This window comes from Elizabethkingia occulta, from assembly GCF_002023715.1.
Lineage (GTDB): Bacteria > Bacteroidota > Bacteroidia > Flavobacteriales > Weeksellaceae > Elizabethkingia > Elizabethkingia occulta.
On record NZ_MAHX01000007.1, the window covers coordinates 1 to 25,787 of the forward strand.

Annotated in this window: 19 protein-coding genes and 1 tRNA gene; 12 read left to right on the plus strand and 8 right to left on the minus strand. The window is 33.6% G+C overall.

Annotation, left to right across the window (positions count from 1 at the left end; translation table 11 throughout):
• Positions 1–1,019: 1,019 nt before the first annotated feature.
• The 7 genes from BAZ10_RS04760 (at position 1,020) to BAZ10_RS04790 (ending at position 8,530) form a co-directional block, all read left to right on the plus strand.
• Positions 1,020–1,217 carry a hypothetical protein gene (locus tag BAZ10_RS04760; protein WP_078771091.1) on the plus strand — a complete coding sequence of 66 codons (198 nt, stop codon included), beginning with the start codon at positions 1,020–1,022 and terminating at the stop codon, positions 1,215–1,217.
• 10 nt (positions 1,218–1,227) lie between these two features.
• A complete protein-coding gene (locus tag BAZ10_RS04765) occupies positions 1,228–2,877 on the plus strand; it encodes a fibrobacter succinogenes major paralogous domain-containing protein (protein WP_078771287.1) in 1,650 nt (549 codons plus the stop codon).
• Between the two features lie 425 nt (positions 2,878–3,302).
• Positions 3,303–4,247: a helix-turn-helix transcriptional regulator gene (locus tag BAZ10_RS04770; protein ID WP_078771092.1), complete on the plus strand. Its 945-nt coding sequence runs from the start codon at positions 3,303–3,305 to the stop codon at positions 4,245–4,247.
• 143 nt (positions 4,248–4,390) lie between these two features.
• The gene (locus BAZ10_RS04775) at positions 4,391–4,651 is read left to right on the plus strand and encodes a hypothetical protein (protein ID WP_131828243.1); all 261 of its coding nucleotides are present in this window, start codon (positions 4,391–4,393) and stop codon (positions 4,649–4,651) included.
• A gap of 1,204 nt (positions 4,652–5,855) precedes the next feature.
• Positions 5,856–6,203 carry a helix-turn-helix transcriptional regulator gene (locus tag BAZ10_RS19220; protein ID WP_245803753.1) on the plus strand — a complete coding sequence of 116 codons (348 nt, stop codon included), beginning with the start codon at positions 5,856–5,858 and terminating at the stop codon, positions 6,201–6,203.
• Between the two features lie 298 nt (positions 6,204–6,501).
• Complete coding sequence (locus tag BAZ10_RS04785; RefSeq protein ID WP_078771095.1) at positions 6,502–6,717, plus strand: hypothetical protein; 216 nt, start codon at positions 6,502–6,504, stop codon at positions 6,715–6,717.
• Positions 6,718–6,745: 28 nt separating this feature from the next.
• A complete protein-coding gene (locus BAZ10_RS04790; RefSeq protein ID WP_078771096.1) occupies positions 6,746–8,530 on the plus strand; it encodes a hypothetical protein in 1,785 nt (594 codons plus the stop codon).
• 149 nt (positions 8,531–8,679) lie between these two features.
• Here the strand turns inward: BAZ10_RS04790 and BAZ10_RS04795 are convergent, their stop codons facing one another.
• Positions 8,680–11,022, minus strand: coding sequence for a mechanosensitive ion channel family protein (locus BAZ10_RS04795; protein WP_078771097.1), 2,343 nt, complete (start codon positions 11,020–11,022; stop codon positions 8,680–8,682).
• A gap of 838 nt (positions 11,023–11,860) precedes the next feature.
• Here BAZ10_RS04795 and BAZ10_RS04800 point away from each other — a divergent pair.
• Both BAZ10_RS04800 and BAZ10_RS04805 read left to right on the plus strand, forming a co-directional pair.
• Positions 11,861–12,388 carry a helix-turn-helix transcriptional regulator gene (locus tag BAZ10_RS04800; protein ID WP_245803754.1) on the plus strand — a complete coding sequence of 176 codons (528 nt, stop codon included), beginning with the start codon at positions 11,861–11,863 and terminating at the stop codon, positions 12,386–12,388.
• Between the two features lie 206 nt (positions 12,389–12,594).
• A complete protein-coding gene (locus BAZ10_RS04805) occupies positions 12,595–12,789 on the plus strand; it encodes a hypothetical protein (RefSeq protein ID WP_078771098.1) in 195 nt (64 codons plus the stop codon).
• Between the two features lie 232 nt (positions 12,790–13,021).
• Here BAZ10_RS04805 and BAZ10_RS04810 read toward each other — a convergent pair whose 3' ends face one another.
• From BAZ10_RS04810 to BAZ10_RS04830, 5 genes are all read right to left on the minus strand, one after another.
• Positions 13,022–14,059 carry a threonine aldolase family protein gene (locus BAZ10_RS04810; RefSeq protein WP_078771099.1) on the minus strand — a complete coding sequence of 346 codons (1,038 nt, stop codon included), beginning with the start codon at positions 14,057–14,059 and terminating at the stop codon, positions 13,022–13,024.
• 1,140 nt (positions 14,060–15,199) lie between these two features.
• Positions 15,200–15,853 (minus strand): LuxR C-terminal-related transcriptional regulator, encoded by a 654-nt coding sequence (locus BAZ10_RS04815; RefSeq protein ID WP_078771100.1) that lies wholly within the window; start codon positions 15,851–15,853, stop codon positions 15,200–15,202.
• Positions 15,831–17,585 carry a sensor histidine kinase gene (locus tag BAZ10_RS04820; RefSeq protein WP_245803755.1) on the minus strand — a complete coding sequence of 585 codons (1,755 nt, stop codon included), beginning with the start codon at positions 17,583–17,585 and terminating at the stop codon, positions 15,831–15,833. Before BAZ10_RS04820 ends, BAZ10_RS04815 begins: the two co-directional genes overlap by 23 nt.
• Positions 17,586–17,942: 357 nt before the next feature.
• Positions 17,943–19,799 (minus strand): M61 family metallopeptidase, encoded by a 1,857-nt coding sequence (locus BAZ10_RS04825; protein WP_078771102.1) that lies wholly within the window; start codon positions 19,797–19,799, stop codon positions 17,943–17,945.
• A 146-nt stretch (positions 19,800–19,945) separates the two neighbouring features.
• Entirely contained in the window at positions 19,946–20,452 is a 507-nt protein-coding gene (locus tag BAZ10_RS04830) for a tetratricopeptide repeat protein (protein WP_078771103.1), read from the minus strand.
• A 433-nt stretch (positions 20,453–20,885) separates the two neighbouring features.
• Between BAZ10_RS04830 and BAZ10_RS04835 the strand changes: the two genes are divergently transcribed.
• Both BAZ10_RS04835 and BAZ10_RS04840 read left to right on the plus strand, forming a co-directional pair.
• Positions 20,886–21,419 carry a TetR/AcrR family transcriptional regulator gene (locus BAZ10_RS04835; RefSeq protein ID WP_078402693.1) on the plus strand — a complete coding sequence of 178 codons (534 nt, stop codon included), beginning with the start codon at positions 20,886–20,888 and terminating at the stop codon, positions 21,417–21,419.
• A 131-nt stretch (positions 21,420–21,550) separates the two neighbouring features.
• On the plus strand, positions 21,551–23,299 hold the full coding sequence (locus BAZ10_RS04840) for an FISUMP domain-containing protein (RefSeq protein WP_078771104.1): 1,749 nt from the start codon (positions 21,551–21,553) through the stop codon (positions 23,297–23,299).
• 59 nt (positions 23,300–23,358) lie between these two features.
• On the opposite strand, the gene BAZ10_RS04845 is transcribed toward BAZ10_RS04840, so the two are convergent.
• Positions 23,359–23,446: transfer RNA gene (locus BAZ10_RS04845), tRNA-Ser, on the minus strand.
• A 43-nt stretch (positions 23,447–23,489) separates the two neighbouring features.
• Complete coding sequence (locus tag BAZ10_RS04850; protein WP_078771105.1) at positions 23,490–24,515, minus strand: asparaginase; 1,026 nt, start codon at positions 24,513–24,515, stop codon at positions 23,490–23,492.
• 90 nt (positions 24,516–24,605) lie between these two features.
• On the opposite strand from BAZ10_RS04850, the gene BAZ10_RS04855 reads away from it, so the two are divergent.
• A complete protein-coding gene (locus tag BAZ10_RS04855; protein ID WP_245803756.1) occupies positions 24,606–25,766 on the plus strand; it encodes a hypothetical protein in 1,161 nt (386 codons plus the stop codon).
• Positions 25,767–25,787 lie beyond the last annotated feature (21 nt).

Below are 25,787 nucleotides of genomic sequence, written 5' to 3' on the forward strand. Positions count from 1 at the left end.
TGAAATATGGGGTACTTACATCGGCGGTCAAAATAGCTTTCAATCTCTAAAATGCTCAGAACTCGCTACGCTCAAACAATGATCATTTTTAACGAAATTTTCAAGCTTTTGACACTCGCCTGCAAAACCTAAGGCGTTTTAATTCTAAGAAGCTTGGATATACAAAACAAGGATGTTATTGTGTGAAGACTTTATTACTCGAGCAGGGGAATGAAGGCGTTAAGAATTGTAGCAATATTTTCGTTAAAAATGATCACTTTTTAGAAAATAAAAAAACAATTTAGCTGGAGTTTCCGGACCTTGATGTTTTGGTTCTTTTGCATTAAGGTAAAAGAACAAATTGCTTATCGCAAAGACTTTTTACCCGTTATACTGCTTTTAAGGTCGCGAAACCACTAAGGCCTAGGAATGATTGTTGAAAACTTAATTTTCTTAATGTCTAAATGGTAGAATTATTTTAGTTTTTCTAATTTTTAGCTTAAGTTAAAAGTTACTCATATCATTTTTATTTCTTCACAGTGGCTTGGCAAATCTTAGACTTCAAGCCTTGGTTTCAAAACATATTGCAATGTAGAATAAACTGTGCTTTAGTTTTACTCAGTTTAAAAAATAGGACCGAATATTTCTTTCGGTCCTTTACGTACTTCTATACTCCAGAATTTTTCTGAATACTTTTTTAAAGATTAGCAAGTAAACGTAAGTGAATGAAACAAAATGAGCTTATTTTTTTGTGAGTTGTAATCTTTATGTTTTTCCCCATCTCCGGTGTAGTATTTATACAGATTGTTTATTTCTTTTCCTTACGCTATGTAGTAATAAATCAGAAGGTGGTAAGTAAGGAAACAGAATGCTGTTTTTTTGAAAGGGCTGTTATAAAAAAATAGCTTTGTCACTTATTGAAAACGCTTCCTTTTTACAGACTTAAGGAATGCCTGTTTTAATATAGTAGAGTTATGGTTAAGTAGCTTATATCAATATGTTCTGACCTTATATCAAAGTAAAGCTAAATAAAATGCACAATGAAAAAAGAAACTAAAAAAGAAGTTAAGGGAATCACCTTTACAAAAAAAGAATATGTTCCGCCCAGTGTGGATGTAATATGGATAGAGCTTGAGCAGGGATTTGCTAATAGTTCGACTTATATATCTATTAATAAAGGAGATGTTAATACAGAATGGGAAGGAGAAGATAATCAGGAAGCAGATGCAACATTTTAACACTATGAAAATGAAATCAAAAGATTATTACGGAGCTATTTTACTATTTTTAATTTTATCAATAAGTTCATGTCGTAGCCAAAATTCAGAAAGTTCAGAAAATATTACTGATCTCCAGAATAATATTGGTGATGCATCTGTTGTTGTTAATTTACTGGGATCGGAATTTTCGGATTCCGATGGCAATAACCCGCAAGCTTCTACAAATAAGCTGCTGAAAAACCAGCCTTCTACAGAAACTTTTTATACTTTAACAAGTCCAAGTACATTATTGGCTGCGGAAGTGTCTGTAGAGAATTCAATACCAATAAATACATCTGCAGGGATTAGTCCGGTAGCAGTTATTGTTGGCCCCCCTTTGGACTTAAATCATAAATTCAGATTGATTGCATATAGAGATTCCGATGGAGGTTATGCCGGTTATAAGGATTTTACAGTAGGAACGCCAAATACTAATGGGGGATTGAGATTGCCTAAAAATGTTGCTTATAAAATGGTTGTGTATTCGTATGGGACAAATTATCTTCCTAATATTACTGCCAGCGAAATGACATCTTTTAATCTTGCAATACACAATTATGATAGTATGGGCAATAGTCAGAACGGGTTTTTATACTTTGTGCAATCTTTTACACCTGTAGAGGGGGATAATACTTTACCTTCCGTTATCTTAAGACATAAAATTGCACAAGTAACGACTAAAATAAATTCCAGTGCACTTCCTGCGGGTTCAAACAATATTACTGCTGTTTCTTCTGCTATATTGACAGGTCACAATAGAAAAGCAGAATTTAAGTTCTCCGAACCTTTTATAAAAAACCGTTCTATGCCTGAAAATGTAACAACTACTTTTGGGCCACAAAGCCCTTCTACAGAATGGATTTCAAATCCTGTTTTTATAAATGCAGAGAGCAGTCCTGAAACGAATAAAATAATAAGTTTTACAGCTAATGTTACTGTGGGCGGAGTAAGCAAACCTATTACCGTAACCAACGGCTTTAGGATAAAGCCGGGATTTCTGACCACTTATAAAATAAAACTTAAAGAAGTGAGATGTGGAGCAATACTTAATGGTACTTTCAGAGAATTTATGTGTTATAATTTAGGAGCTACAGAAAATGGAAAACCTTTTGAGCCTGCAAAAGAGATTCATGGGGCAAAGTATCAATGGGGTCAATTTCCGGTTATAACACAATTACAGGATCAAAGTGCTAGCACTTTCTATCATCAAGCAGGAAGTGGTTGGTCCTTTTCTGATTTTACCAGTATTATATTTCAAGATCCATGTACTGCTAACAATTCTGATTACAGACTTCCTACCAGAGATGAATGGGGAAATATTATAATTAGTAACTCTAAACAAACGGTAGGTACCTGGGGGAATGATCCATTTAATACTGGGATACAGCATGCCAATTACGGTTCAGGATTGAAAATTGGAGATTTTTTAATGCTGCCTACAGCAGGAGATCGATCCTATAATTCTAATAATAGTACAACAACCATTCGCAATAGAGGTATTAATGGCGGATACTGGTCTTCAACATATGATTCAAATAATAATACAAATTCTCATCATATGGTAATAGCAACAAATGGAGCCTTTGTAAGTTCTACTTTTCGTAGTATTGGGATGAGTGTTCGTTGTATGAAAAAATAATATTTGAAATAAAGCTTTTAAAAAGGAACGACAAAAATATATACACTTTCAATTTTATCATTTTTTGTTTTCATAATATGTTTTTTTGGTGGGAGATTTCTATTGGAAATCTCCTTTTTTATTTTATAATCAATTGATTTGTAATATTTTATTTAGTAGTTATTGATTTTTTTTATATTTTTACACTTTATAAAATAAATTTAAATAATGTTTTTGATTATTTATTTTATTATATAATTGAAATTATTGAAATTATATACATGTGTGTAAAATTGTTTTTACAATATGTATTCGTTTTCAGCCCCCCTTGATATAATACCGGAATAAAAACATTGTCAAATAAAAATCTCCGGTATAATAAAAATTACTGTTTACTTGTGGACAGGTACATACTAAATGGATTGCGAATGAATTAAAAGAATGCTATGCTAAAGGAATATTGGGGTTATATCGCAGATAGAGATATAACCAGAGATATGAATAAGTTGGAGATTATACAGGCCAGAATAATTAACCAGATTATATTTATTAAAGGGATTTTTTTTGTTATAGATGCTATAAGAGACCGGATATTCGGGCTTGTCACAAGTTCTTATATTTTATTAGTAATGGGGTGCTTGCTGCTATCCTCTTTCTTTTTTGGAAAAGCCCGCCTCAATCCATATAATATATTCGCTATTTTCTTACTAATCGGGATTCTTGTTTTTTATTATGCATCCAAAGACGGATTTGATAATGGGATTACCTTTTATTATTTTTCATTGCTCATGATTGTATTATTAGTATTGAACGGAAAAATAGGTGTCAGATTGATTATTGTTTTCTATATAATTATTTTTATTCTCTTTTATATTGGTCATATCCATGATTTTTACTTCTTTGACAGTACATTACTGGTTCATGAAGCCCTTGAAGATAATGTTAGAATTATCACTTTTATTCAGGCATTTGTTCTCCTGTCGGTAGCCGGCTATTTTATTGTACTTAAACATAATCAGCTCACCGGATTATATCAACAGATACTAAGAAGTGAGTTTATAATATCGGAACTTAATAAAAAACTAAATGAGGATGTGAAAATTGATATAGGTGATGTTGTAAAATCGGCTATGGATAATGATGTTACATTTATTCCTTTGTTCAGGGAAGCTTTTCCCTATTTTTATAATAATCTTGTAGCTGAAAATCCTCACTTAACAAATGATGAATTTAAATTTTGTGCATTACTGAAACTAGGATTCAGAACTAAAGATATTGCTGAATATTGTCATTTTACTGTTCGCACTGTTCAGACAAAAAAGAACAGGCTCCGGAAGTCATTTAATATTTCTTCAGAAACTGATTTGTATACCTGGGTGGATAATTTTTAACAGGTTTTGCCTTATGCTGTAGGAATGTAGTATTAGCTGTTGTACACGTGTTGTAATACCTGATGTATTTGTATAGTAGCCTTTTAATAGTAGTTTTTCTTAAATCTGTTTACTATTGTATGGAACTTTTCAATGATCAAATCATGAAGGTATATAATAAAAACAAAAAAGATAAAAATTGTAAACGGGAATATGTTCCGCCTACAATTAAAGAATCAAAAATAATTCTGGATATTGATTCAAATTCCTCTATAGAGGGGAATATTATAAAACCAGAAGACCGTCGGTGGAAATATATTCCTCCAGCCATAGAGGTTATGTGGGTTGAGATGGAAAACGGTCTGGCAGCAAATTCAGGCTTTGCATTCCCGGCAATAAACAATACACCAATCAATGAAACGTGAAATAATGTCCGATGTTACACCATACAATCCAGTTTATTGGTTATAGATACTTTTAACTCCGATTTATACGTATAAGTACTATATATGTAGATATAATAACAATATTTTATCTTTTATTATTTTGTTATGCCAAGATATTAGAGATAATAGTGAAAAAAAAGTACAGACCATGGTGAATATAAATGTGCTTGGAATAGCAGAAATATAATATGTCTTTGTATACAGAGCTGGAGCAGTTTCATCAGTCTATATTTTTAAAAAGCTGTTATACGTTCTTTAGCACAGAGTTTCATCATTTTTCTGTGTATTAACAGCTTTTTCGGGCAGTGAAAAATTCACTGCCCGATTTTTTTAATAATTATAAATACTTTAATATAAGTATTTAAACTATTATTGGGTATCTGTAAAGTATACCTGAAAAGTATCTGTAAGGTATCTTTTATTTTAGGTAATCTTATAAATGTGCTTACTCTTGCATGTTAGAAATACAGATTTATTTCCTTTTCCTTTTTTATTTAACGATACATAATTGAAAATAATAAAATATTGATGTACCAGTTTGTATGTCGATATTTTAACATTAATATATATATTAAAATAATTGATTATGTTAAAAAAGTATTGGAGCTACATTTCAAACAGACACATTACAGATGAAATGGACAAACTGGAAGTTATACAAAACAAGACGATTAATCAGTTCACATTTTTCATTGCCCTTTTTTTTATTACAGATTCTATAAGAGATCTGACATTTGATCTTGTAACTAATTTTTATATTTTGTTTACAATAGGCTGTCTTTTAATTTTTTCTTTTTTATTTAAAAGGTTAAGATTTAATTCATGTGTTATATTTTCAACCTGTTTATTTATTACCCTTCTGGTTTTTTATTATTCATCTAGAGACGGATTTGATAACGGTTTGGTATTCTATTATTTTCCAATACTAACAGGCAGTTTGTTGGTGTTGAATAAAAAAAAAGATATTATTCCGATAGTTATTATTTACAGCAGCATTTTTATTTTTTTTTTAATTAGTCACATATACAATTTTCAGTTTTTTAAAAGTAGCTGCCAGGGAAATGCTTATTTTACTAAAAATGTCCGTATTACCACTTTTATACAGGTTTTTGTTTTACTGGCTTTAACCGGATATTTTATTTTCAACAAGCATTATAAGCTTGTCCGGTTATACCAACAGACTTTGAAGAGTGAAAAGATTATATCAGAATTAAAAAAGAAGCTGAATGGTGTTTTTCAGGTAAACATAGAAGATGTTGTAAAACTGGCTATGGATAACGGCGTTACGTTTATTCCTGTGTTCAGACAGTTTTTTCCTTTCTTTTATGATAATCTCTTAGAAGTAAATCCTAATATGACCAATGAAGAGTTTAAGCTTTGTGCATTATTGAAATTAGGATTCACAACGAAAGATATTGCCGAGTATAATCATTTGGCGGTTCGTACAGTTCAGGGAAGGAAAAATCGCCTGAGAAAATCCTTCAATATTCCTTCTGATACAGATCTTTATATATGGATTGAAAGTTTCTGATTTATAATGCTCGACATCTATAAGTATCCACTTTATTGTATCTGTTTGATACGTAATACATACGCTATATGATACCTGATAGCTATCTATGTTTTTTACTTAAATATTTGTATATCAAATTATTGAGTGTTTTTATTGGAGCTGGGGTTACCACTGGTTCATTGTTTTGGACATGTTTTTTATTGAATTTTGCTCAATACATTATCATCAGTTGCAGATGTTATAGCTTAACAGGATAGGGTGGAGATATGATAATTGTTTTTCCAGACAACACAAATTCTTACAAACTAAATAGAAAATGCAAACAAAGAAAAAAAATGACAATAATTTGTCCGCAGAAACCCTGGAAAAAGGGAAAGACTATATCTCTCCCGAAATCAAAGTACTTTATGTGAAAATGGAAAACGGGATAGCTGCCAGTTCGGGGACTGCTCTTCCAGCCAGTACAAATACCCCTGTTAACGAAACATGGGATAATGCAGATGTTACACCAGATCAGCCAATCTATTGGTAATACACAAACGTTTTTAAAAACAAAATTTATGAAATCAAAAATATTTACGCATATAACAGTTATACTGTTGTTTATAATATCTTTTAGTGTTTTGTCTTGTCGCAGTACAACAGATAACGTTGAAGGAGAAGGTCAGACTACAGTGAAAATAAACTTACTCGGCATTACTGAGGCTATGGATGCTCCTATAAAACAGGCTTCTGCTGTTAAAACTGAAGGAATTCCAACAGCTTATGTAATGGAAGTGCCTTATAATAAAGATTACAATATAGTGGCAACTATTACTCCGGAAACTTCCTCAGTAAAAACTAATGCTCAGGCTTCTATTAATCCTACGGCATGGACAACGACGCCACAAACACCAAGTACTAATCCTATTGCAGCCAATGTAAAGTATCTGGTTATGGTATTTGATGAGAATGGTAATCGTATAACAGCTCAGGAAAAAGTATATGATAGCAGTAATCAAAGTACTACAGCTAATCAGATGACACTGAATGCCGGAAAGAATTACACATTTGTTGCAATTTCCTATAATACAACCACAGCACCAACATTTAATGCAGCAGCGACTACTTTTAGCGATGTAGCCAATACTATAGCGGTAGACAACACTTCAGATTATCTTTATTATAATAGTGGTCCGGTTAATATTATCTATGGCCAGCAGAACTATATCAACATTACCTTTAAACATGTGAACAGCAGGGTAAGCCTAAGTGTAGATGCAACAGCTGAAATGGGACGAATTACTGCAATTGCAGCCAACATTGCAGGAACAGGGGCTGTAAATCTTGCAGCAAATGGAACAACAACTTCGGGAACTGCGACTTCTTACAACAAGTCTTTTACTTTTCCTGTAATCAATGCTCAGGCGGTTACCAGCTCTTCTGTATTGGTATCTTCGGCAGGAAATGCTCATACGATTAATATTACGTCGGTTTCTACAAATGGTTCTCCGGCGAGAACAGATGTACCTGCTATTAATGTGCCAGCAGGAACTTTTCAGAAAGGAGTAAGCTATAAAGTAAACCTGAGTTTCCAGGCAACAGGTATCTCGATTGGAGGATTAATCTGGGCAAGAGGAAATCTGGCTTATGATTGGGTGAATAAAATATATTACAACAGATATTATCCACAGGAAACAGGTTCTAATTACAGAGATACTGACTATTGGAATTTTGGATCTATGGAAACACCATTGGTACCTAAAAAAATTATAAATGGATGGACAGATGCTAATACAGCACCTATAAATCAGATAACGCTTCCGATTCAGGATCCTTGTAAGCTGGTTGCCGGAGGTAAATGGAGAATGCCTACAGTTAGCGATTTTGCTAACCTTGGAGTATTCAAAGTACATAATGGTGGAGATACAAGCGGAGCAAATGATGGTTTGCCTGCGACAATCTTCGCTGGAGGAATAGCCCAACCAAACGGGAACATTACCGCCAACAATTTTCCTTATGTGTATTTTGACGGGACTAATGAAATGGGTGGTACGGCTGTACGGTTAAGATTCTATGCTGCAGGACGTTATTTCGGGAACTTTACAACAGCGCAGGCTGCTGCGGGGTATCAAAATGGTGACAATGCCGTATGGACAGCTAATAATGCACAATATATGGCTAGCGATGCTATGCCTTACCTTACAGGAGCAGATGCTAACGTAAGAGCAATGGTACCTTCTATTGTGAATGGAGATTCCAGCGGCGGAAACAAAACTTTTGTTACCAGAAGAGGACAGCCTTCGGATGAAGCAAACTGGTCTGCGGATGACAGAGTTCCTATCCGTTGTGTAAAAAATCCTTAATTAAAAAAAATATCATCATTTGTTTGTAAAATCTGTTAGCCATTTTCCGGTGCAACCGGATGTACAGAACAACATCATTTTGTTTGTTAACAGTGTTTTAGCGGGTAGTAAAAATTTTACTACCCGTTTTTTTATGTAATGATTTATTATTAAATCACTACTTCAATGTTATTTGTTTCAAAATATGTAAAAAGGTTTTGTTTGGTATCACTAATTACTTCTTCTGTGCGATAAATACTACACCAGAATTTTATAAGTATACCGAAATTATCTTTAGACAGGGTATTGTAATATATTTGACAGGACCTTGAATGTTCTGCCAGTGGAACATTGGCTATAGCTTTGTGGATGATCTGATTAATATCTTCTGGTGTAGCATTGCCTTTCAGGCTAAAGCTTATTTCAATCTGTTTTAGATTGTCGGTATAAGTCCAGTTTGTAATATTCTGGGAAAGCAGACTTCCGTTAGGAATTATAATTTCTGATCCGTTGGGCGCATTTATTTTGGTAGTACGAAGATCCATGGATTTTACCCGTCCCTTTTGCGAATTGAGTTCAATGATATCTCCAATCTGTATTGCCTTATCAAATATCAGGATAATACCGGATACAAAGTTACTGACAATCCCCTGTAGACCTAGCCCGACGCCAACGCCCAGAGCACCAAGAATAATACTTAATTTGTTCAGAGGTATACCGGATGCTAATATGGCCAGCATGTAACCACCGATCAGCAATATTAGTCTTATAATTAATAGTCTTGAATGCTGACTTTTATTAATGTTCTCTTCATCTTCTTCCTCAATCTCACCAAAGAAATATGCCACATATTTTTGCAGTAAATGTGCCATCCATATTAAAGCAAAAAACAGGATTACACTTCCCATAGTAAAGGTGAAGTTTCCGATGCTGACAGGATGGCTTAGCAAATTGGTAATAGCACTTTGGATTCCGCTCCAGATATTTAGGCTGGAAGCTGTAACAAGAAACCACATATAACCAGTTATGATGATAAAAGGTGTTTTGAGGTTATCCGAAAGACTTTTGTGATCAAAGATTGCAGTAATTCCTCTTTGTACACGGATTCTGTATATCTGGAGTAAAATTATCTCTATAATTATCTTCAGTAAAACACTTAGAGCGATCACATATGTAAGGGCCACTGTCGCACTAAGGCTTAGTGTATGTGATAAAGAAACTCTTCCAAAAAGATTGAATATAATGGACAACATACCGAAGCATATGAAAAAGAAACCTGCCCATCTAAAAAAGCTGAGCTTGAAAAGGTTATTATCCGCATTTTTGAGTTGTTTTATAATATAGTAAACAGCACCTGCATTAATCAATATGAAAATGCAACGCTCTAAGAAACTTACCGGTACAAAAAGATTGATGAAGCTGAAAGCCGAAAAAAATGCGATAAGGAAAAGCCAGTTACCCATGCTTGCTTTTTGCCAGTTTTTGCGAAAAAGAAAACAGACACTTACTAAAAGAACAAAATGCAATAGTGTAGTAAATACTGCCGGAGCTGATAGATTTTTGAGAATAATGATATGAATGCCTAGAACGAGTACTGGTACAAGAGCTCCCTGATTAAGAAAATTAAAACTAAGCTTTTCTAGATTACTGATATATCCAGTCTTTCTCAGATACCTTAGGTTTGCATTTATATATAGCAACAAAAATAAAATTATAAGACTGACGGCAATCAGTCTTCCGGTAATATGATTAAGATAATAAAGTGTGACCTCTTTTTCAACTTTTATTTTTTCTGTGAAATTAGCAGGTAGATCATTTTTTACAACAGACGTTTCTGTTTTCCAAAGCAGTGGATACTCTTTTCTTAAAAGATTGAACTCCGATTTATGAAGCCTTTCTTCCACTGTTTGCAATGCATTGAAAATGGCGGTCTTATTATCAAGAATTTTTCTCTTTTTTTCATTCAATAGTTTAGCATTTTCACTGAGCAGTCCAGATGTCTTTTTATAGTGTTCTCCTAGTGCAAGCAGTTCTTTTGTAAATTGTTTTTGTCGCAACGTATCTTTAGCAAAAGCAATAATAGTTTTATCTTTCCCCAGAGAAGTAATTTGGTCTTGTATCTTACCTTGTATGCTGTCTTGTTTGTTGATCAGTTTACTCTGATCGTCTAGTTTCGTTTTTAGCTGTTGTAATATTGTGTAGTACATCTGCTGATTGCGAACATTAAGATTTGCCGCTTTTATACTCCTCAGTATTATATCCAGATTTTTACTGGTATTATCTATATCTCCGAATAAAAGATACACATCTGTTGTAAATTCTGCATTGATATATGCTGATTGCAATATTTCACCAACTTTTTCAATCGCCAGCAGATAATCACTATCTGTAGTTTCATTCAGTAGTAAGTTGATCTTTTGCTGATCTTCATTTTTCTGTTTTTCCTGAGAAGAAAATAGCTGGGATAAAAGTGAGCAGAATATGATAATTAATAAAACGTTTCTTTTTAGCATTTGAATAAGTAATAATTTGTGTGAACCAACTGTTTAAGAGCTAAACAGAATTGACAGACTATAATTGTAGCCTATGTTAATGTAAACGCAATAGTTGGTATACAGAAGATGTTATTTATTATTTTGCGTAAATAAGAAATTGTTTTAAATAATAAAATGACAGATTTGTGTCATTTTTGAAATTGCTATTCAGTTAGTTGTATAAAAAGTAATAGGTAAAGGATATATTGTTTTCGTACATTACAGGAAAAAGTAATATATAAAGGGGATATTGATATAGATGTTATTCCGGCAGATATCATGATTTTTGCTTAGATAAAATTCTATCCTTATTTTGAACAACAAATAATAAACAAACATATAATGATGATGAAAAGTAAACGAATAAACAAGGAATCATACCCGGTAACGAGTACGTTACAAATACAAACCATTATTAGTCCTGCTTCAATATTACTTTAAACAGGCAGGGTGTTACAGGGAGTTTTCCATACAGAAATAGATATGATTGCTGAATAATTTTTATTCACAACAGGCGGAAAACTGAAATTAAACAGCTTATTCATAATGACTAAATGATTAAAGAGAATGGGCATGTGTGATAACTGTATTTTGTAAATGTGTAAATAATATGCACCTGCTGGTCTATGCTTTTTTCTGTGTACTAAATCTGTCTTCTGACACCTTCCTTTTAAGTATGTAAGTATTTAGATCTTATAGTCTTTATTCTGATCATATGAAGATAAATATTGAAACGCACCTGATCATACTATGGTTGGTACATATACCCTTTTCTTGTAATTCGGCTTTAAAAACTGAATCATATAATAATTCTGATATGCCATCATCATATAAAAATGATGTCAGGTATAATAATGTGATATATTTATTAACCGCCGATATTGCTGAATTGAAAGCAGATAGAAGAGATAATATTTTAATATATACAGGTATGCTTTTGGCTTCTGCCTTGGGACTGGGTTTATTTGTATATAAGAGGGTTAGTATATCGGAATCTAAAAGAAAAATTTTAGAGAATGAAACCAAGATACTGAAAACAAAAATTCATGATAAAAGTTTTGATGAGGTAATAGCATTGGCAAAAAAGAATGATACCGTATTTTTTACCAAGTTCACTGCTTTATATCCGGATTTTGTACCTGGCCTGCAAAAGATTAATCCAGATTTGAAACGTTCAGAACTTATGTTTTGCGCTATGCTAAAACTCAATTTCTCTTCAAAAGAAATTGCAAATATTACCGGGGTATTACATACCTCTGTACAGAAAAGGAAAAATAAAATTCGAAAGAGGCTTAATATTCCCAGTGAAGCCGATCTTTATTTTTTCTTTGATCAGTTGGGATGAGAAATGTCCTGAAACTGTCTGTTAATTATTGTTTATCAGTAATATATAATTAAAGGTAATAGGCAGGGGATAGGTGCAAATAGAAAATAAATGATAAAGTATGATCCAAAGGATAGTATAATATAAGGATTAATTGAATAGATATTTTGACTTTTGTTTACGCAAAATGATGAGCCTGAATTACATATAAAACAAAAACACAAATGATGAAAAAAAGTAAAAAAACTGAATGTGGCTTTTGCAAAGAAAGCTACAAAGAACCTGTATTGATTGTAGAGTCAGTAGAGTTGGAGTACGGCATAGCTGCCGGATCTGCAAAAGTAATCCCTCCTGATTCCTCAGGATCTGTAAAAGAAGAATGGGATACCGGAGCAGATGATAATCGTACTATAGAATGGTAATACAATCCTAAAATCACAAAAGATGAAAAACAAAGTCAGAAATGACATTAGTTTTTAGAATAATATACAAAAACACACTTCAGAAATATTATTCATTAGTCAGCAAATTTAATTTGCAGGAACAGATGGCCTTCGGGGCATCTGTTTTTTAATGTATCATAGTTATAATCAGAAAAATGTTGTTGTGGAATAAAAAAAACAGGCCTTAAGGCCTGTAATGTGAATGTATTTATTAAAACTTTATATTGCTTATTCTTTCTGCAAACAAGTTTAATTGTTCATCCGAAAAATCCAGGTGAGTAACAAACCGCACAAGGTCTTTACCAAAAGAAGAACAATAAATGTTATTTTCTCTAAGTTTATTTACAAATGTTGCAGAGTCAATAGTGTTTGGAAGCTTAGCCATTACAATATTAGTAGCGACTGGATTAATATATTCAATTTCGGGTAGCTCATTGAGGATTTTTTCCAGCTCTTTTGCTCTTTTATGATCGTCCTTTAGCAGGTCTACATGATTATCCAGTGCATAAATTCCTGCAGCAGCCAATCCTCCGGCCTGTCTCCAGCCTCCACCCATCAATTTTCTCAGGCGTCTGGCTTTGGTGATTTTATCTTTTTTGCCAATAAGTAAAGAACCTACCGGACAACCCAATCCTTTGGAAAGACATATAGAAATTGTATCAAAAGTTTTTCCATAATCTAAAGGTGTTTCTTCTGTTTCTGCCAGGGCATTGAAAAGTCTGGCTCCGTCCAGATGGAGTGCAATGTTATTTTGTGTGCAAACTTCTTTAATTTTTATAATTTCTTTAAAATCGTAAAAAGCACCACCACCTTTGTTTGTGGTATTTTCCAAAGCTACAAGACTTGTTATAGGTTGGTGAATATCTTCCGGGTTATTAATGGAAGTTTTTACAGATTCTGCAGTGATCATACCATATTTACCTTCCAATGGTCTTACGGAACATAGTGAATTTACTGCAATTCCTCCGCCTTCATACAAATAGATATGTGCTGTTTTATCACAGATAACTTCATCCCCGGGTTGTGTATGTACTTTTATTCCCAACTGATTCGTCATTGTACCTGTAGGGCAGAAAAGAGCTGCCTCCATTCCGAACATTGCTGCTACTTTTTTTTCCAGTTCATTAACCGTAGGATCCTCACCATATACATCGTCTCCTAAGGCTGCATTTGTCATTGCTTCTTTCATCCCTCTTGTAGGAAGTGTGAGGGTGTCACTTCTTAAATCTATTCTGCTTAGATTAATCATTTCGTGTATGTTTTTTATTGTAAGGTTAAATTTATAGTATTACATTTTTAAATCCAAATATTTTTAATTGCTTATAGATCTATTTAGAATGTGTTATAGTAAAACTTTAACTTTAAAATAAAATGACTCAGACTTTAAACAAAATTTTAATGTGATTTCATTATTGAAATTTTTAATATAGAATGAAAAATTTATATTTTTGGAAAAGTGATTGCGGCTAAATTATATTAAATAAAAAGAGACTATCTGAAAGACAGTCTCGATTTTTTAGAAATCTCCTTCTTCTTAATAAATAACCTCAAAAGACCAATCTCTCTGTTTATATATTGTGTTTGTGTTTTTATAAATCAGTTGTTTCGAGAAAATCGGTCGAAGGTTATATGGACACTTCTGTAATAAATTTCATCATTTGTGTTTTTTATAACTATAGTTTAGTTTAGTATAGTATTTGTTGCATAGTCATAAAATATTTACCGGAAATTAAAAAGCCTCCTACTGCATTTTAATTTTGTGTTTCGTTTGGTAAATTTTGCTTCTACAAAGTAACAACATCCGGAAGTAAAACGTCTAATAAAGTACATCGATAGATATCGATAAGAACATAGATATATATCGATTATTTACTGATAAAAAAAGTAGGTAGCGAGCTTCTTCCAAAAGAGCCCGAAGAGTATGAGACTTTTTACCTCCGATTAATGTGCTTGCTGGGTTTATTGAAGTGTAAATAAAAAGACTGTCTGAAAGACAGTCTCAATTTTTTAGAAATCTCCTTCTTCTTAATAATTAACCTCAAAAGACCAATCTCTCTGTTTATATATTGTGTTTGTGTTTTTATAAATCAGTTGTTTCGAGAAAATCGGTCGAAGGTTATATGGACACTTCTGTAATAAATTTCATCATTTGTGTTTTTTATAACTATAGTTTAGTATTTGCATAGCTATAAAACATTTACCCGAATTAAAAAGCCTCCTACCGCATTTTTAATTTTGTGTTTCGTTTGGTAAATTTTGCTTATACAAAGAAACGACATCCGGAAGGAAGATGCCTAATAAAAGGCATCGATATATATCGATAAAGGTGTAGATATATATCGATGATTAGTCGATGTTCAACAGGAATGAATAAAGAATTCCAGGAATTCTATATTTTATGATGGGTTTTGATAAGCTCTATGAGCTCTACAAGATTTTCTATTTTTAGTTTATCGAAGATATTCTTCTTGATCGTACTTACCGTATTTTGCTTTATATCCAGCTGATTTGCAATTTCCAGATTTCCATATCCCTCTGCATACATCTCTGCAATCTGTAGCTCTCTCTTGGTAAGACTGCTAAGAGGATTGATTGAATTAGGATTGTTAGCATATTGTACCAAAAGATTACGGGATATTTCGGAGATGTATTCGCCTTTTTGAACAATACTTCGGATAGCTTGTTCAACCTCTTCCTCTTCGCTTAATTTGCTAAGATAGCCATTAGCTCCTGCATGTATAAACTTTATCGCATGCAGATTTTCTTCAAGACCGGAGAAGATGAGAATTCTGAGATTGGGATATAAACTTTTCAGTTTTGGTAGTATATGCAGACTGTTTCCGTCTGGGAAATGTGCATCAACAATCAGGATATTTACATTTTTTGATTCTATCAGTTCCTCGATCTGGTGTAAAGATGAGGTATGATAAACTGTAGCATCAGGAATACATTCATGAATTACAATTTCGATTCCGTGCCGTACAATACTATGATCATCTGCCAAAAGGAATGTTATTTCTTTATGCTCTGTCTGTAACTCCATTACTATCAATATTTAAATTTATACTGAATGTTACCTGTGTTCCTTTACGGAGCTCACTCGCAACTGATATTTCACCATTAAACAATTCTACTATCTCTTTACATAAATTCAGACCCAGTCCGGCACCAAGATTATCAATTTCATCAGAAACCATACCCTGATAATAAGGTTCAAAGATCTTTTTAAGATCAGTTTCCGAGATTCCGGAACCAGTATCACTTACGACTGTTGTCAGAATAATCTTATCCGAACCCGACATTTGGGTAGTAAGGTTAAGGTCTATCTGCCCGTTTTCTGTAAACTTATTGGCATTCCCCAGAATATTCATCAATAACTGGTTGATTTTTATATTATCTGAATATATAATAATATCTGCAGGGATTTGATCATTTACAACAAACTTGTTGTTTCTGGTCTCTATGTACGGAGTGATAGCTGTTGCAATAGCACTGATTTCATCTTTAAGATTGAAGGTTGTATTGACTAATTTCTGGCCGGCATCCTGATTTTTTGTATACTCCAGAATCTGATTGGATTGTATAAGCAAAGAACTGTTGGTAAACTTTATCGAATTAAGGTAACCCTTTATAGCTTCGTCTTTTGTTGTTCTGGTAATTTTATCAATGAAAATATTAATAATTTTTAGCGGCGACCTTAGTTCGTGGCTCAGCATACCCAATATTCTGTTTTTGAAGCCGAGATTCTTTTTATTTAACTCATTGGCTTCATTAAGTTTCATTTCGTATATAAATGCGATTCTTGTGAAATACATAATCAGAATGGATACAATAAACATAAGCACCATTAACCCTAGTACCAGATAAGTTCTGGTTTTACTATTCCTGGAATTTTGTTCGTTGTATTCTTTTTCTAACTCGGACTTGAAACCTTTAATAGCATTTTCATAAACATCAATAAGCCCGTTACTGTAAACCAGTAATTTATTGAAGTTACTATAAAACCGAAGATTGTCCCGCTGGCTTTTAGCAGCAGATAACTGTACTTTTTTTATCTGATCCGAATAATGCTTATTTATAGATTTTATAGCATTATTCATTTCTGTTTTTACATCCGAAATGTCTATTGTTTTATGTTTACTTTTGTCCTTGCTGTTATTAGTCACAGTAACAATAGTACTTTCTTTTTCTTTCTCCTTCTGAACATCGACTTTCCCTGTTATTGCATCTTTAAGACGACCAAAAAAGCCTTTCTTTTTAATTGTATCAGTAGTCGTAGTCGTAGTATGAGTCTGAGTCTGTACATCCAGATTATCAAAATTACTTTTATACTTTTCCGGTTCATAATATTGATCCTCGATTTTTGCAGGATGCTTTAGAGAAGATTGGTATACAGAATCCATTAATACTTTCAGGTCTATCAGCTTTGGAGTATCCTTTTTTTGCCGGGCAATGCTATTTTTAAGTCCTGTACTTAGACTTTCGTATTCCCCAATTTTATCAAAATTACCTTTAAGTTTCTTTAGAGATTCAAAATAGAGTTTTAGGTCTTTGTCGTCCTGGCTGACCATATATTTTTGAAGATAATTCTGTGCTTCTGTGAAGTTCTTTCTTGAATTTTCAGTCAGTCCTCCCAGTGCTTTACTATCCTTTAGCTGACTTTCGATAAACTTTAGCTTCTTTTCGTTTGTGAATTCGTTGTAAAAGAAGACAGCTATGATAACCTGTATCAGTAAGATGCACAGTATTAATGAGTAATGAACAATTTTCCTCAATTTAAAATTTAAGAATTTATATTTCATATCTATTGGTCAACTAAATTAACTGTCTGATTACTTAAATCCGTTTGGGCTTTGTTTTTAACAATATAATATTTTTCCCGGAAATATCGTAATTGGTGCATATCATTCAATAGGCAAAGTTAATGTAATTTCTGTTTTTCTGTAGTAGTAAATGTCTGATAAAATGCAGGGTTTGCATTATATGACCCTAAATTTACGGGATTTTATACTAAGAAATCCAGTTGAATATAATTACAGAGCTTATAATACTATGATATATGAAGCAAAAAGCCCTGTTGCATGAACAAGGCTTTCTCTGTTTTACAGATCTGAATTATATCTGATTAAATATTACTTTTTTCCTGTTAACCACTGATCCTGCAACTTTTGCTCAGCAGGAGTTGGATTAGCTTTATATTGTAATTTTTCATTTACAAGTTTATCAATAATCGCTTTTCCTTTAAGATCAATTTTTTCTTTTTTGTCTCCATTTTGTCTTAGGACTGTAATGGTAACATCTTCACCTTCTTTAATGCTGGACATGTAGTTGATAAAGTCTCTCATTTTTGAAACATCAATTGTCTTCCCGTTTACGGCTACGAATTCGTCTGTAGTTTTAAAACCTATAGTTTTTCCAAAAGGAGATACCTCGGCATTAGGTGAGAAAGTAAATGCGTTGTCTTTGTTGTTGTAAGAAGTTGTTCCGTTTGGATTCTTCGTTAGCCAGAAGACTGGCTTCTCTGTTTTTACAACCTCTATTCCAACTTTATTCAGGTATTTCTCATATGGAGTTGGCTCGTTTCCGGCAATATATTTATTGTAGAAGTCTTTTACCTGTGGATAGCCTGTAACAATAACTAATTCATCAATTAATTTATCATCTTTGAATGGTTTGTTTTCTCCAAATCGCTGGGATAATTTTCTGATCATGTCACGGTAACCCATTTCACCCTTCGATAGCTCTCTTAATTCTATATCAAGGCACATAGTAAGAAGCGTTCCTTTTTCGTAAACATTTGCATACTGATCTTTATAGGCATCCTGAAGAATATTCTTACTCATTACTGTAAATGGCAAGGTATCTTTATATCTTTTGGAACCTGCAATTTTTTGGTTTATTCTGGCTAAGAAGTCATTCTTATCGATAAGGCCTTCCTGTATCTGGAACAAATTAGCAAAATATTCGGTACCACCTTCATACATCCATAAGTGCTGAGACATTTTTGGATCAGCATAATCAAAGTAGTGTATTTCCTCAGAATGTGTTTTTAAAGGATTTACAGTATGGAAAAATTCGTGAGAAACTACATCTGTAAGGCTTTTATCAATAGCTTCTTTGGACATTGCTTCCGGAAGAACCACACTTGTGGATTCATGGTGTTCCAATGCTCCGTAACCTTTAATGCTAGGTCCATCTCCACCAGATAAATACAACATAATAGCATATTTCTTATTAGTGTTCATATCACCTAAGAATTTCTTTTGTGCAACAACCATTTTCTCCAGATTATCTTTAAAATCTGCAGCTTTGTATTTGCCGGTAGGAGAGTATACCCCCAGAACCAGATCCATACCACCTGCGTTGAAGCTTGTGTAATTAGGTTTTGTATACATTAATGGCGAATCCGTTACTTTAGCATAGTTTGCCAGAACATAAGTATCCGTAACATCAGATTTATCCTGATCCACTAAAGCTGTAGTACCATAGAAATCTGCTGGTTTTTGTACCACCAGTCTATAAGGTACATCCTGCATTTTATCTATATAGCCGATGAAACCATGAGTATTGATTAAATGTACTTTGTTCTCTTCAATATCCGTTCCTGAAGGTGAAAATACAGCTTTGTGTTTCGAAGTATCCGTTTCTTCGTCGAAGCTGTCATTAACCAGATAAGTAACTTTAGTCAGATCGCTTGCGTTTTTCAGGCTATAAGTATTGTCATCAACCTTTGTGTAAGGTAATTCTCTTCCTTTATTGTCGTAAAACTTAATGCCTTCTATAAATCTTCCATAATCGTCTACAGAATAAGTTCCGGGAACTGTTTTAGGAAAATGAAATTTTACATCAGATGATTTCATTTTCGGGAACTCTATTGTTACGGCTACTTTGTCATCTTTTATATTAACAAGGTCGATGTTGGTTTTAATAGTCTGAGCGCTGACCATAGTAACAGCTAAAGCTCCTATCAAAGTTGTGATTTTATTCATTGATATTGAATTTACCTAATAAGTTGTTCAACTATAATTATTTGTTACAAATGAGATGAAAAAACTGTGGGTATTATATAAAAAAATCCCCAGCTTTTTAAACTGAGGATTTTGAAAACTTTTATCAAATGTGTTTATAACGTTTCCTATTGATTGATACTTTTACTTAGTTTTTTAGCATCTTCATTGTTAGGATCGTATTCTAAAGCTTTTGCAATATGCTTTTTTGCTTCTTCTTTATTCGTTTCATACAAGGCGAAAGCAACATACATATGGGCATAAGCCAGATTTTGTTTGTTAGCTTCAACTTCTTCAGGTTTTACCGTAGCGATAAATTTCTCAAAAGAAGCCTGAGCATTTGCTTTGTCTTTCAGAGATTGGTAGACATAACCCTGTCCATAGTAAGCTGGTGCCCAATCCGGGATAGATGCACTAACTTTTTTCCAGGTTGCAAGAGCATTGTTCCAGTCTTGTTTATCCTGGTAAGCTATTGCCTCTTTTACCAATGCATTGTTGTCTTGTTGTTTTACCTGGTCAGTGGGTTGTGATTGTTTGGTGCTGTCTGTTGTTTGTGCGTAAGCCACATTTACAGATCCTAATAATAACATTCCGATTACTACTTGCTTTACACTTTTCATTTTGTTCTTGTTCATTTTTCTGGTTTTAGTAATTAATATTTATTGTGATTAAAGTGCTGCAATTATGATTCCGTGTGCCAGAAAACTTTTTGAAACATTAATCTTTTTGTCTAAATATTAACAGTATAAGACAGCTTTTTATGAAAACTTAAGATTGGCTTAAAGAGAAAGAGTTGTGTTTTTTATGTGAAATTTCATTTTATCCCGAACATAAAAATGAAATAATAACAATATTATGGAATGAAAATAACCTGTTGTTTCTTTTGAAAACGATAGAAATCAATTCATTTTCATATCAAGTGTAGAAATAAAATATTTTTTTGTTGTCAAAAATGCCGTTAAATAGTGTGTTTATTATTATTTAATAATTGATAATGCATTATTTTATGCAAAGAATAGAACAAACAGACTTGTCTGTTTGTTTTTTTGTTATTTTTGCGATATTACCATGGGCAATTCTCCACGTGAAAGAATATTAAATACGGCCAGTATCTTGTTTCATACACAAGGTTATAATAACACGGGCATAAATCAGATTATTGCAGATTCGGGAGTTTCCAAAGCTAGTTTTTATGATCATTTCAGATCTAAAGACGATTTATGTCTGGAATTTCTGAATAAAAGATATGAGTACTGGTCTTCACAATGGGAAACATTTATTTCTAAGGCCTCCGGCCGCAAAGAAAAAATACTCATGTCATTTGATTTCCTTATATATATGAATGAGAAAGAGAATTTCAGAGGCTGTAGTTTTCTAAACATATCTTCTGAAATCCCTGATGATAAAATCCAGATTCACAAAACAATCCGCCAGCACAAAAACGAATTAAGAAACTTTTTCATAAGAGAAATCCCTGATGAGATTTTATCAGCGCATATTTACATGCTTTTTGAAAGCTCAATAGTTATGGGTAGACTTTATGGAAATAATGAGTTAACCATAAAATCTAAAATTATAGTAAACGGCCTGCTGAAAGATTAATTAGCCTAAATCCCAACCACATCACATTTATAAATTGTCTGTATTATTTAGTACAGACAAGAAAACTGTTGTCATTCCCAAAATAAGGGATGGCTTAAAAACAATAATTATAACCTATTAAATAATAAACTATGAAAGAAGAACTATTCCCGAAAAAAAAATGTAATGATTATCTCTTGCCTAATCTTGCAAAAGCTATGGTTTTGTCTGTCGGACTGAGTCTTATTTTTTCTGTGGTATCGTGCCGGAGTGCAGAGACAGAACATGTTACCGGAACAGCTGAAGTGAAAATAAACTTTAAAGGCAGCAACTATGACGGTATTGCTGAATTAGGTACGCAGGCCTCGACAGGCGGAAGTTTACAATACCAGAACCTTAATCAGCATCAGGAAATAAAGATGGATAATGACTTCATTGTTGTTGCAGATCTTATTCCGCAAAAAGCAACTTCAGAATTGCAGACTGTGGCAAATAATACTAAAAATCTTATGGCTGCGACCGAACCTGGCTTGCTGCCTAACGATATTTGCTATAAGCTTTTAGTTTATGATAATAATGGTAATTATGTTGCTGAAAGGGATTATATCCGTGGTAAGGAGAGTGATACAGCAATTACGCCTGCTCTTATGCTGGACGGGGGACAGACTTATACTTTTGTATCTTATTGTGTAAATACAACAACTATAGCTTCTCTTCCTGCTGTTGTTAATAAAAATACACTGGCAGGCGCTGTATTGAGTGATATGGCGGGTACCACAGATTTAATGTATTTTAAATCTTCCCCTATAACATTACAGGGGGGAGCTAATAATTATCTGGATATTGTGCTAAAACATATGTTTAGTCAGATTACAACGACATTGGATGTTTCTCAGACCGGATATAAGATTCATACCATAGATGCCAATATTGCTCCACATTATAACAAAGCAAGTGTTCAGCTAGCAGATGGAGTTATTAGCAGAAGTAGTTTAGGAAGTACGCCGATCCAGTTTAGTTTACCTACGGGGAATAATATTGATCTTTACCCAAATTCTGTTAGTAACATTAATGTTGTGAATAATGATACGAATAATACTACTGTTTTTAATATTCCATCTGTTCGTTTGGGAATAGGCGCTTCCCCTTCTCAGGGAGCTAGTATTGTTAATAAAAATATCAAAATAGAAAATCTGAAAGTAACACCGGGAGTTAAATATAAACTGAATATTAGTTTGGTGCCTGTAGATACTTACCTTACTTATATGGGAGTAGCTGCCGCACGAGTCAATGGCCAGATATGGATGCGCTACAATATGGGAGTTACCAATATGGATCCGACAGCTAACAGCCCGGATCAGAACCCGCAGGTTGCGGCATTGTATGGAGGATACTATTTCTGGGGGCTGAAAGATCCATATAGTGCAACAAATAATACACAAAAAAGTGGTCCTGCAGGCGCTTGGAATAACGGAACAAATTATGCACCTGTGAAAAACCAGACTTATGATCCTTGCCCTTCTGGCTTTAGAGTTCCAACAACAAATGAATGGCTTAAGCTAATAGAGTATACAACTTCTGAAAATATCGGAAAATGGGATGCTACTCCTGTAGACTTCGGCGGTTCATTTGGTGCAGGAAAGGTTCTGAGAAGTAAAAAAAATACCAATGTACAGATAACGCTTCCTATTGCCGGAACATTTCACGCCGCTGCCCATGTGGATTACCGGGGATATGTAGGAAATTACTGGACAAGCACAGAAAGCAGTAATGTTCAGCTTATCAGATTTTCAGCTGAAAATCCGGTTCCGGCAACCACTGCTATTGTAACGAGTATAAGTACAACTGATAAATCTTTTAACCAATACTCTCTACGATGTATTGCTGATACGCCTAACTAGATATTGATTTGGCATAACAGAAAAAACCTACTATCACTAGTAGGTTTTCTTTTTATTTGCAGAGAGGAAGGGATTCGAACCCTCGATACCCTTTTGGAGTATACACACTTTCCAGGCGTGCGCCTTCGACCACTCGGCCACCTCTCTAATTGCGGTTGCAAAAATATAACTTATGTTTGGTTTTCACAAATTAATTTGACATTTCTCCTCTTAAATTTTTCTGGAACAATGTACCGAAGCTCTCTGTATAATGAGGGTTTTCGATAAGGTGCATGGCTTTGGTAAGAGCACTTTCCGCAGTAAGGTCACCACCGCTGATAGCACCAATGCGTTTGAAAATGTTACTGTTATCATACTTTCCGATGGAGATTTCTCCGGAAATACACTGAGAAATAATCACGATTTCCGTTCCATTTTCTCTTATATTAAAGAGGATATTTTCGATATTTTTATCTGAAAAAAATGTTCCGGATCCAAATACACGAAGGATCAATACCTTTATTTCTGAAGCTTTAATAAAGCTTTCCAGTTCATTCAGATTCATTCCCGGGAATATCCATATCAGAAATACCTTCTTGGAAATATGCAGATCGACATTGAATTCCTCATCTTTAGGAGCCCGATATAAGATATTACGGTCAGCTTCCAGATTTACACCAGATTGCCCCAATATAGGATAATTAGGAGTTTTAAAGGCATCAAAATTCTCTGCGCTGGCTTTTATACAACGATTACCTCGTAATAGTTTGTATTCAAAGTATAAAGCGACCTCCTGAATCACTGCCTCATCGCCATCGTAAAAGCTAGCGTAATATAAGCTGGTCAACAGATTTTCTTTGGCATCTGTTCTTAAATCACCAATAGGAAGCTGAGATCCTGTAAGAATAACCGGCTTGCGAAGCCCCTTTAGCATAAAGCTAAGAGCTGATGCTGTATAAGCCATTGTATCAGTACCATGAAGTATTAAAAATCCCGAATAATCTTCGTAATTTCCCTCAATAATTTTGGCTATGGCGGTCCAGTGCTCAGGACCTACATCAGAAGAATCCAACGGGATCGAGAATTGACTTAATGTAACATCGCAGTCAAGGAGATTAATCTCCGGAATACGGCTGGCAATTGTTGAGAAATCGAAAGCTTTAAGGCTTCCGCTTTCGTAGTCTTTTTCCATACCAATGGTGCCTCCGGTGTAAATGATGAGTACTTTGCGCTTCATATGCCCAAAATTACATTAAATTATCGTTAAATAAGAGTTTTGGATCTGAAAAATGATTTATTTTATTCTATAAACAATTAAAATGAGCCTATGAAAATTTATTATTTTCTTTTTATGCTGTCCTTTAGTTTATTTTATTCTCAAAGTATCAAAACGATGCGTGTGCAGGATGCTGTAGACGGGAAACCGATAATACATGCAAGAATATTAGTAGACAATGAAGTTTTCTATACCAATGATGACGGAAAAGTTCCGATATCTGAAAATGCTTCGAATATAGAAGTCTATGCAGGGAATTATGAAAAAATCATATTGAAAAATTTCACAACGCTGGTAAAACTAAAACCACGCGTGAGAAATATAAAGGAAGTACAAATTCGAAATTATAATAACGTAGCCAGCCTTATTAAATCGGTGTATAAAAAGTATGGAAAACTTTATTATACCAAACCATCTCTTTATAACGCTATTTACAAACAAAAAAACACCAGAAACGAAGAAATAAGCATGCTGTTAGTAGCGAATATGGATTTGTGGACACTAGATAATATGTACCATCCGATATATGTACGCCGAAAGGACTTCGATTCTTTTGTACAGGCAGATCTGCATAAAATCAAATATTATAAATCTATAGAAAATACAACTGCATTTAATGGTTCTAGTTTGGATAGTTCAAAGGACTTTATCGGAGATATGTTTTTCAACTATACATTATATAAGCTGGATAAATTTGTTCGTCTGAAAGATGTGAAAATTGACGGGAAAATTATAGATGAGGATGGTGACCTGATTACGATTTCATTCAAATTGTTTTCGCCAAAGTATAAAGTTACCAACACGGGATTTTTTGTTTACAATAAAGCTGATAAAGTGATCACGCACTGTGAGATGAATTATGATCAGGGTGATGTGAAACCTTTTAAAACAATTAATGAAGCTGATGAAGAGTACCGCTATATGACAACCAATGGGGAAGTGATCTTCGATTTCTATAAGCTCAATGATAAATATTTACCATCTTTTGCTCATACATCAGGTGAATATTATATGCTTTACGATGACCAAAAACATACCGGAACTTTTAATCGTGAGATTACATTCAGTCAGTTTTATAAATTAGACAATAAGGGACTGACTAATAAAATAGATTTTGGAAAAAAACTTTGGAAGAATATACAAACTGGAGAAGTGAAAGCCATGCCTATTTTGCTTTCAGAAGAAGAGCGAAGCTTTATCGAGTCGAAATAATTTTAGAATATTATTGTAAAT

Coding starts and splice junctions, on each gene's coding strand:
- BAZ10_RS04830 (WP_078771103.1), bottom strand. CDS start 20,452: ATGAACAAGAACAAAATGAAAAGTGTAAAGCAAGTAGTAATCGGAATG.
- BAZ10_RS04825 (WP_078771102.1), bottom strand. CDS start 19,799: ATGAATAAAATCACAACTTTGATAGGAGCTTTAGCTGTTACTATGGTC.
- BAZ10_RS04835 (WP_078402693.1), top strand. CDS start 20,886: ATGGGCAATTCTCCACGTGAAAGAATATTAAATACGGCCAGTATCTTG.
- BAZ10_RS04775 (WP_131828243.1), top strand. CDS start 4,391: ATGAAGGTATATAATAAAAACAAAAAAGATAAAAATTGTAAACGGGAA.
- BAZ10_RS04785 (WP_078771095.1), top strand. CDS start 6,502: ATGCAAACAAAGAAAAAAAATGACAATAATTTGTCCGCAGAAACCCTG.
- BAZ10_RS04840 (WP_078771104.1), top strand. CDS start 21,551: ATGAAAGAAGAACTATTCCCGAAAAAAAAATGTAATGATTATCTCTTG.
- BAZ10_RS04815 (WP_078771100.1), bottom strand. CDS start 15,853: ATGGAGTTACAGACAGAGCATAAAGAAATAACATTCCTTTTGGCAGAT.
- BAZ10_RS04770 (WP_078771092.1), top strand. CDS start 3,303: ATGCTAAAGGAATATTGGGGTTATATCGCAGATAGAGATATAACCAGA.
- BAZ10_RS04810 (WP_078771099.1), bottom strand. CDS start 14,059: ATGATTAATCTAAGCAGAATAGATTTAAGAAGTGACACCCTCACACTT.
- BAZ10_RS04805 (WP_078771098.1), top strand. CDS start 12,595: ATGAAAAAAAGTAAAAAAACTGAATGTGGCTTTTGCAAAGAAAGCTAC.
- BAZ10_RS04765 (WP_078771287.1), top strand. CDS start 1,228: ATGAAATCAAAAGATTATTACGGAGCTATTTTACTATTTTTAATTTTA.
- BAZ10_RS04800 (WP_245803754.1), top strand. CDS start 11,861: ATGCCATCATCATATAAAAATGATGTCAGGTATAATAATGTGATATAT.
- BAZ10_RS04850 (WP_078771105.1), bottom strand. CDS start 24,515: ATGAAGCGCAAAGTACTCATCATTTACACCGGAGGCACCATTGGTATG.
- BAZ10_RS04855 (WP_245803756.1), top strand. CDS start 24,606: ATGAAAATTTATTATTTTCTTTTTATGCTGTCCTTTAGTTTATTTTAT.
- BAZ10_RS04760 (WP_078771091.1), top strand. CDS start 1,020: ATGAAAAAAGAAACTAAAAAAGAAGTTAAGGGAATCACCTTTACAAAA.
- BAZ10_RS04790 (WP_078771096.1), top strand. CDS start 6,746: ATGAAATCAAAAATATTTACGCATATAACAGTTATACTGTTGTTTATA.
- BAZ10_RS04795 (WP_078771097.1), bottom strand. CDS start 11,022: ATGCTAAAAAGAAACGTTTTATTAATTATCATATTCTGCTCACTTTTA.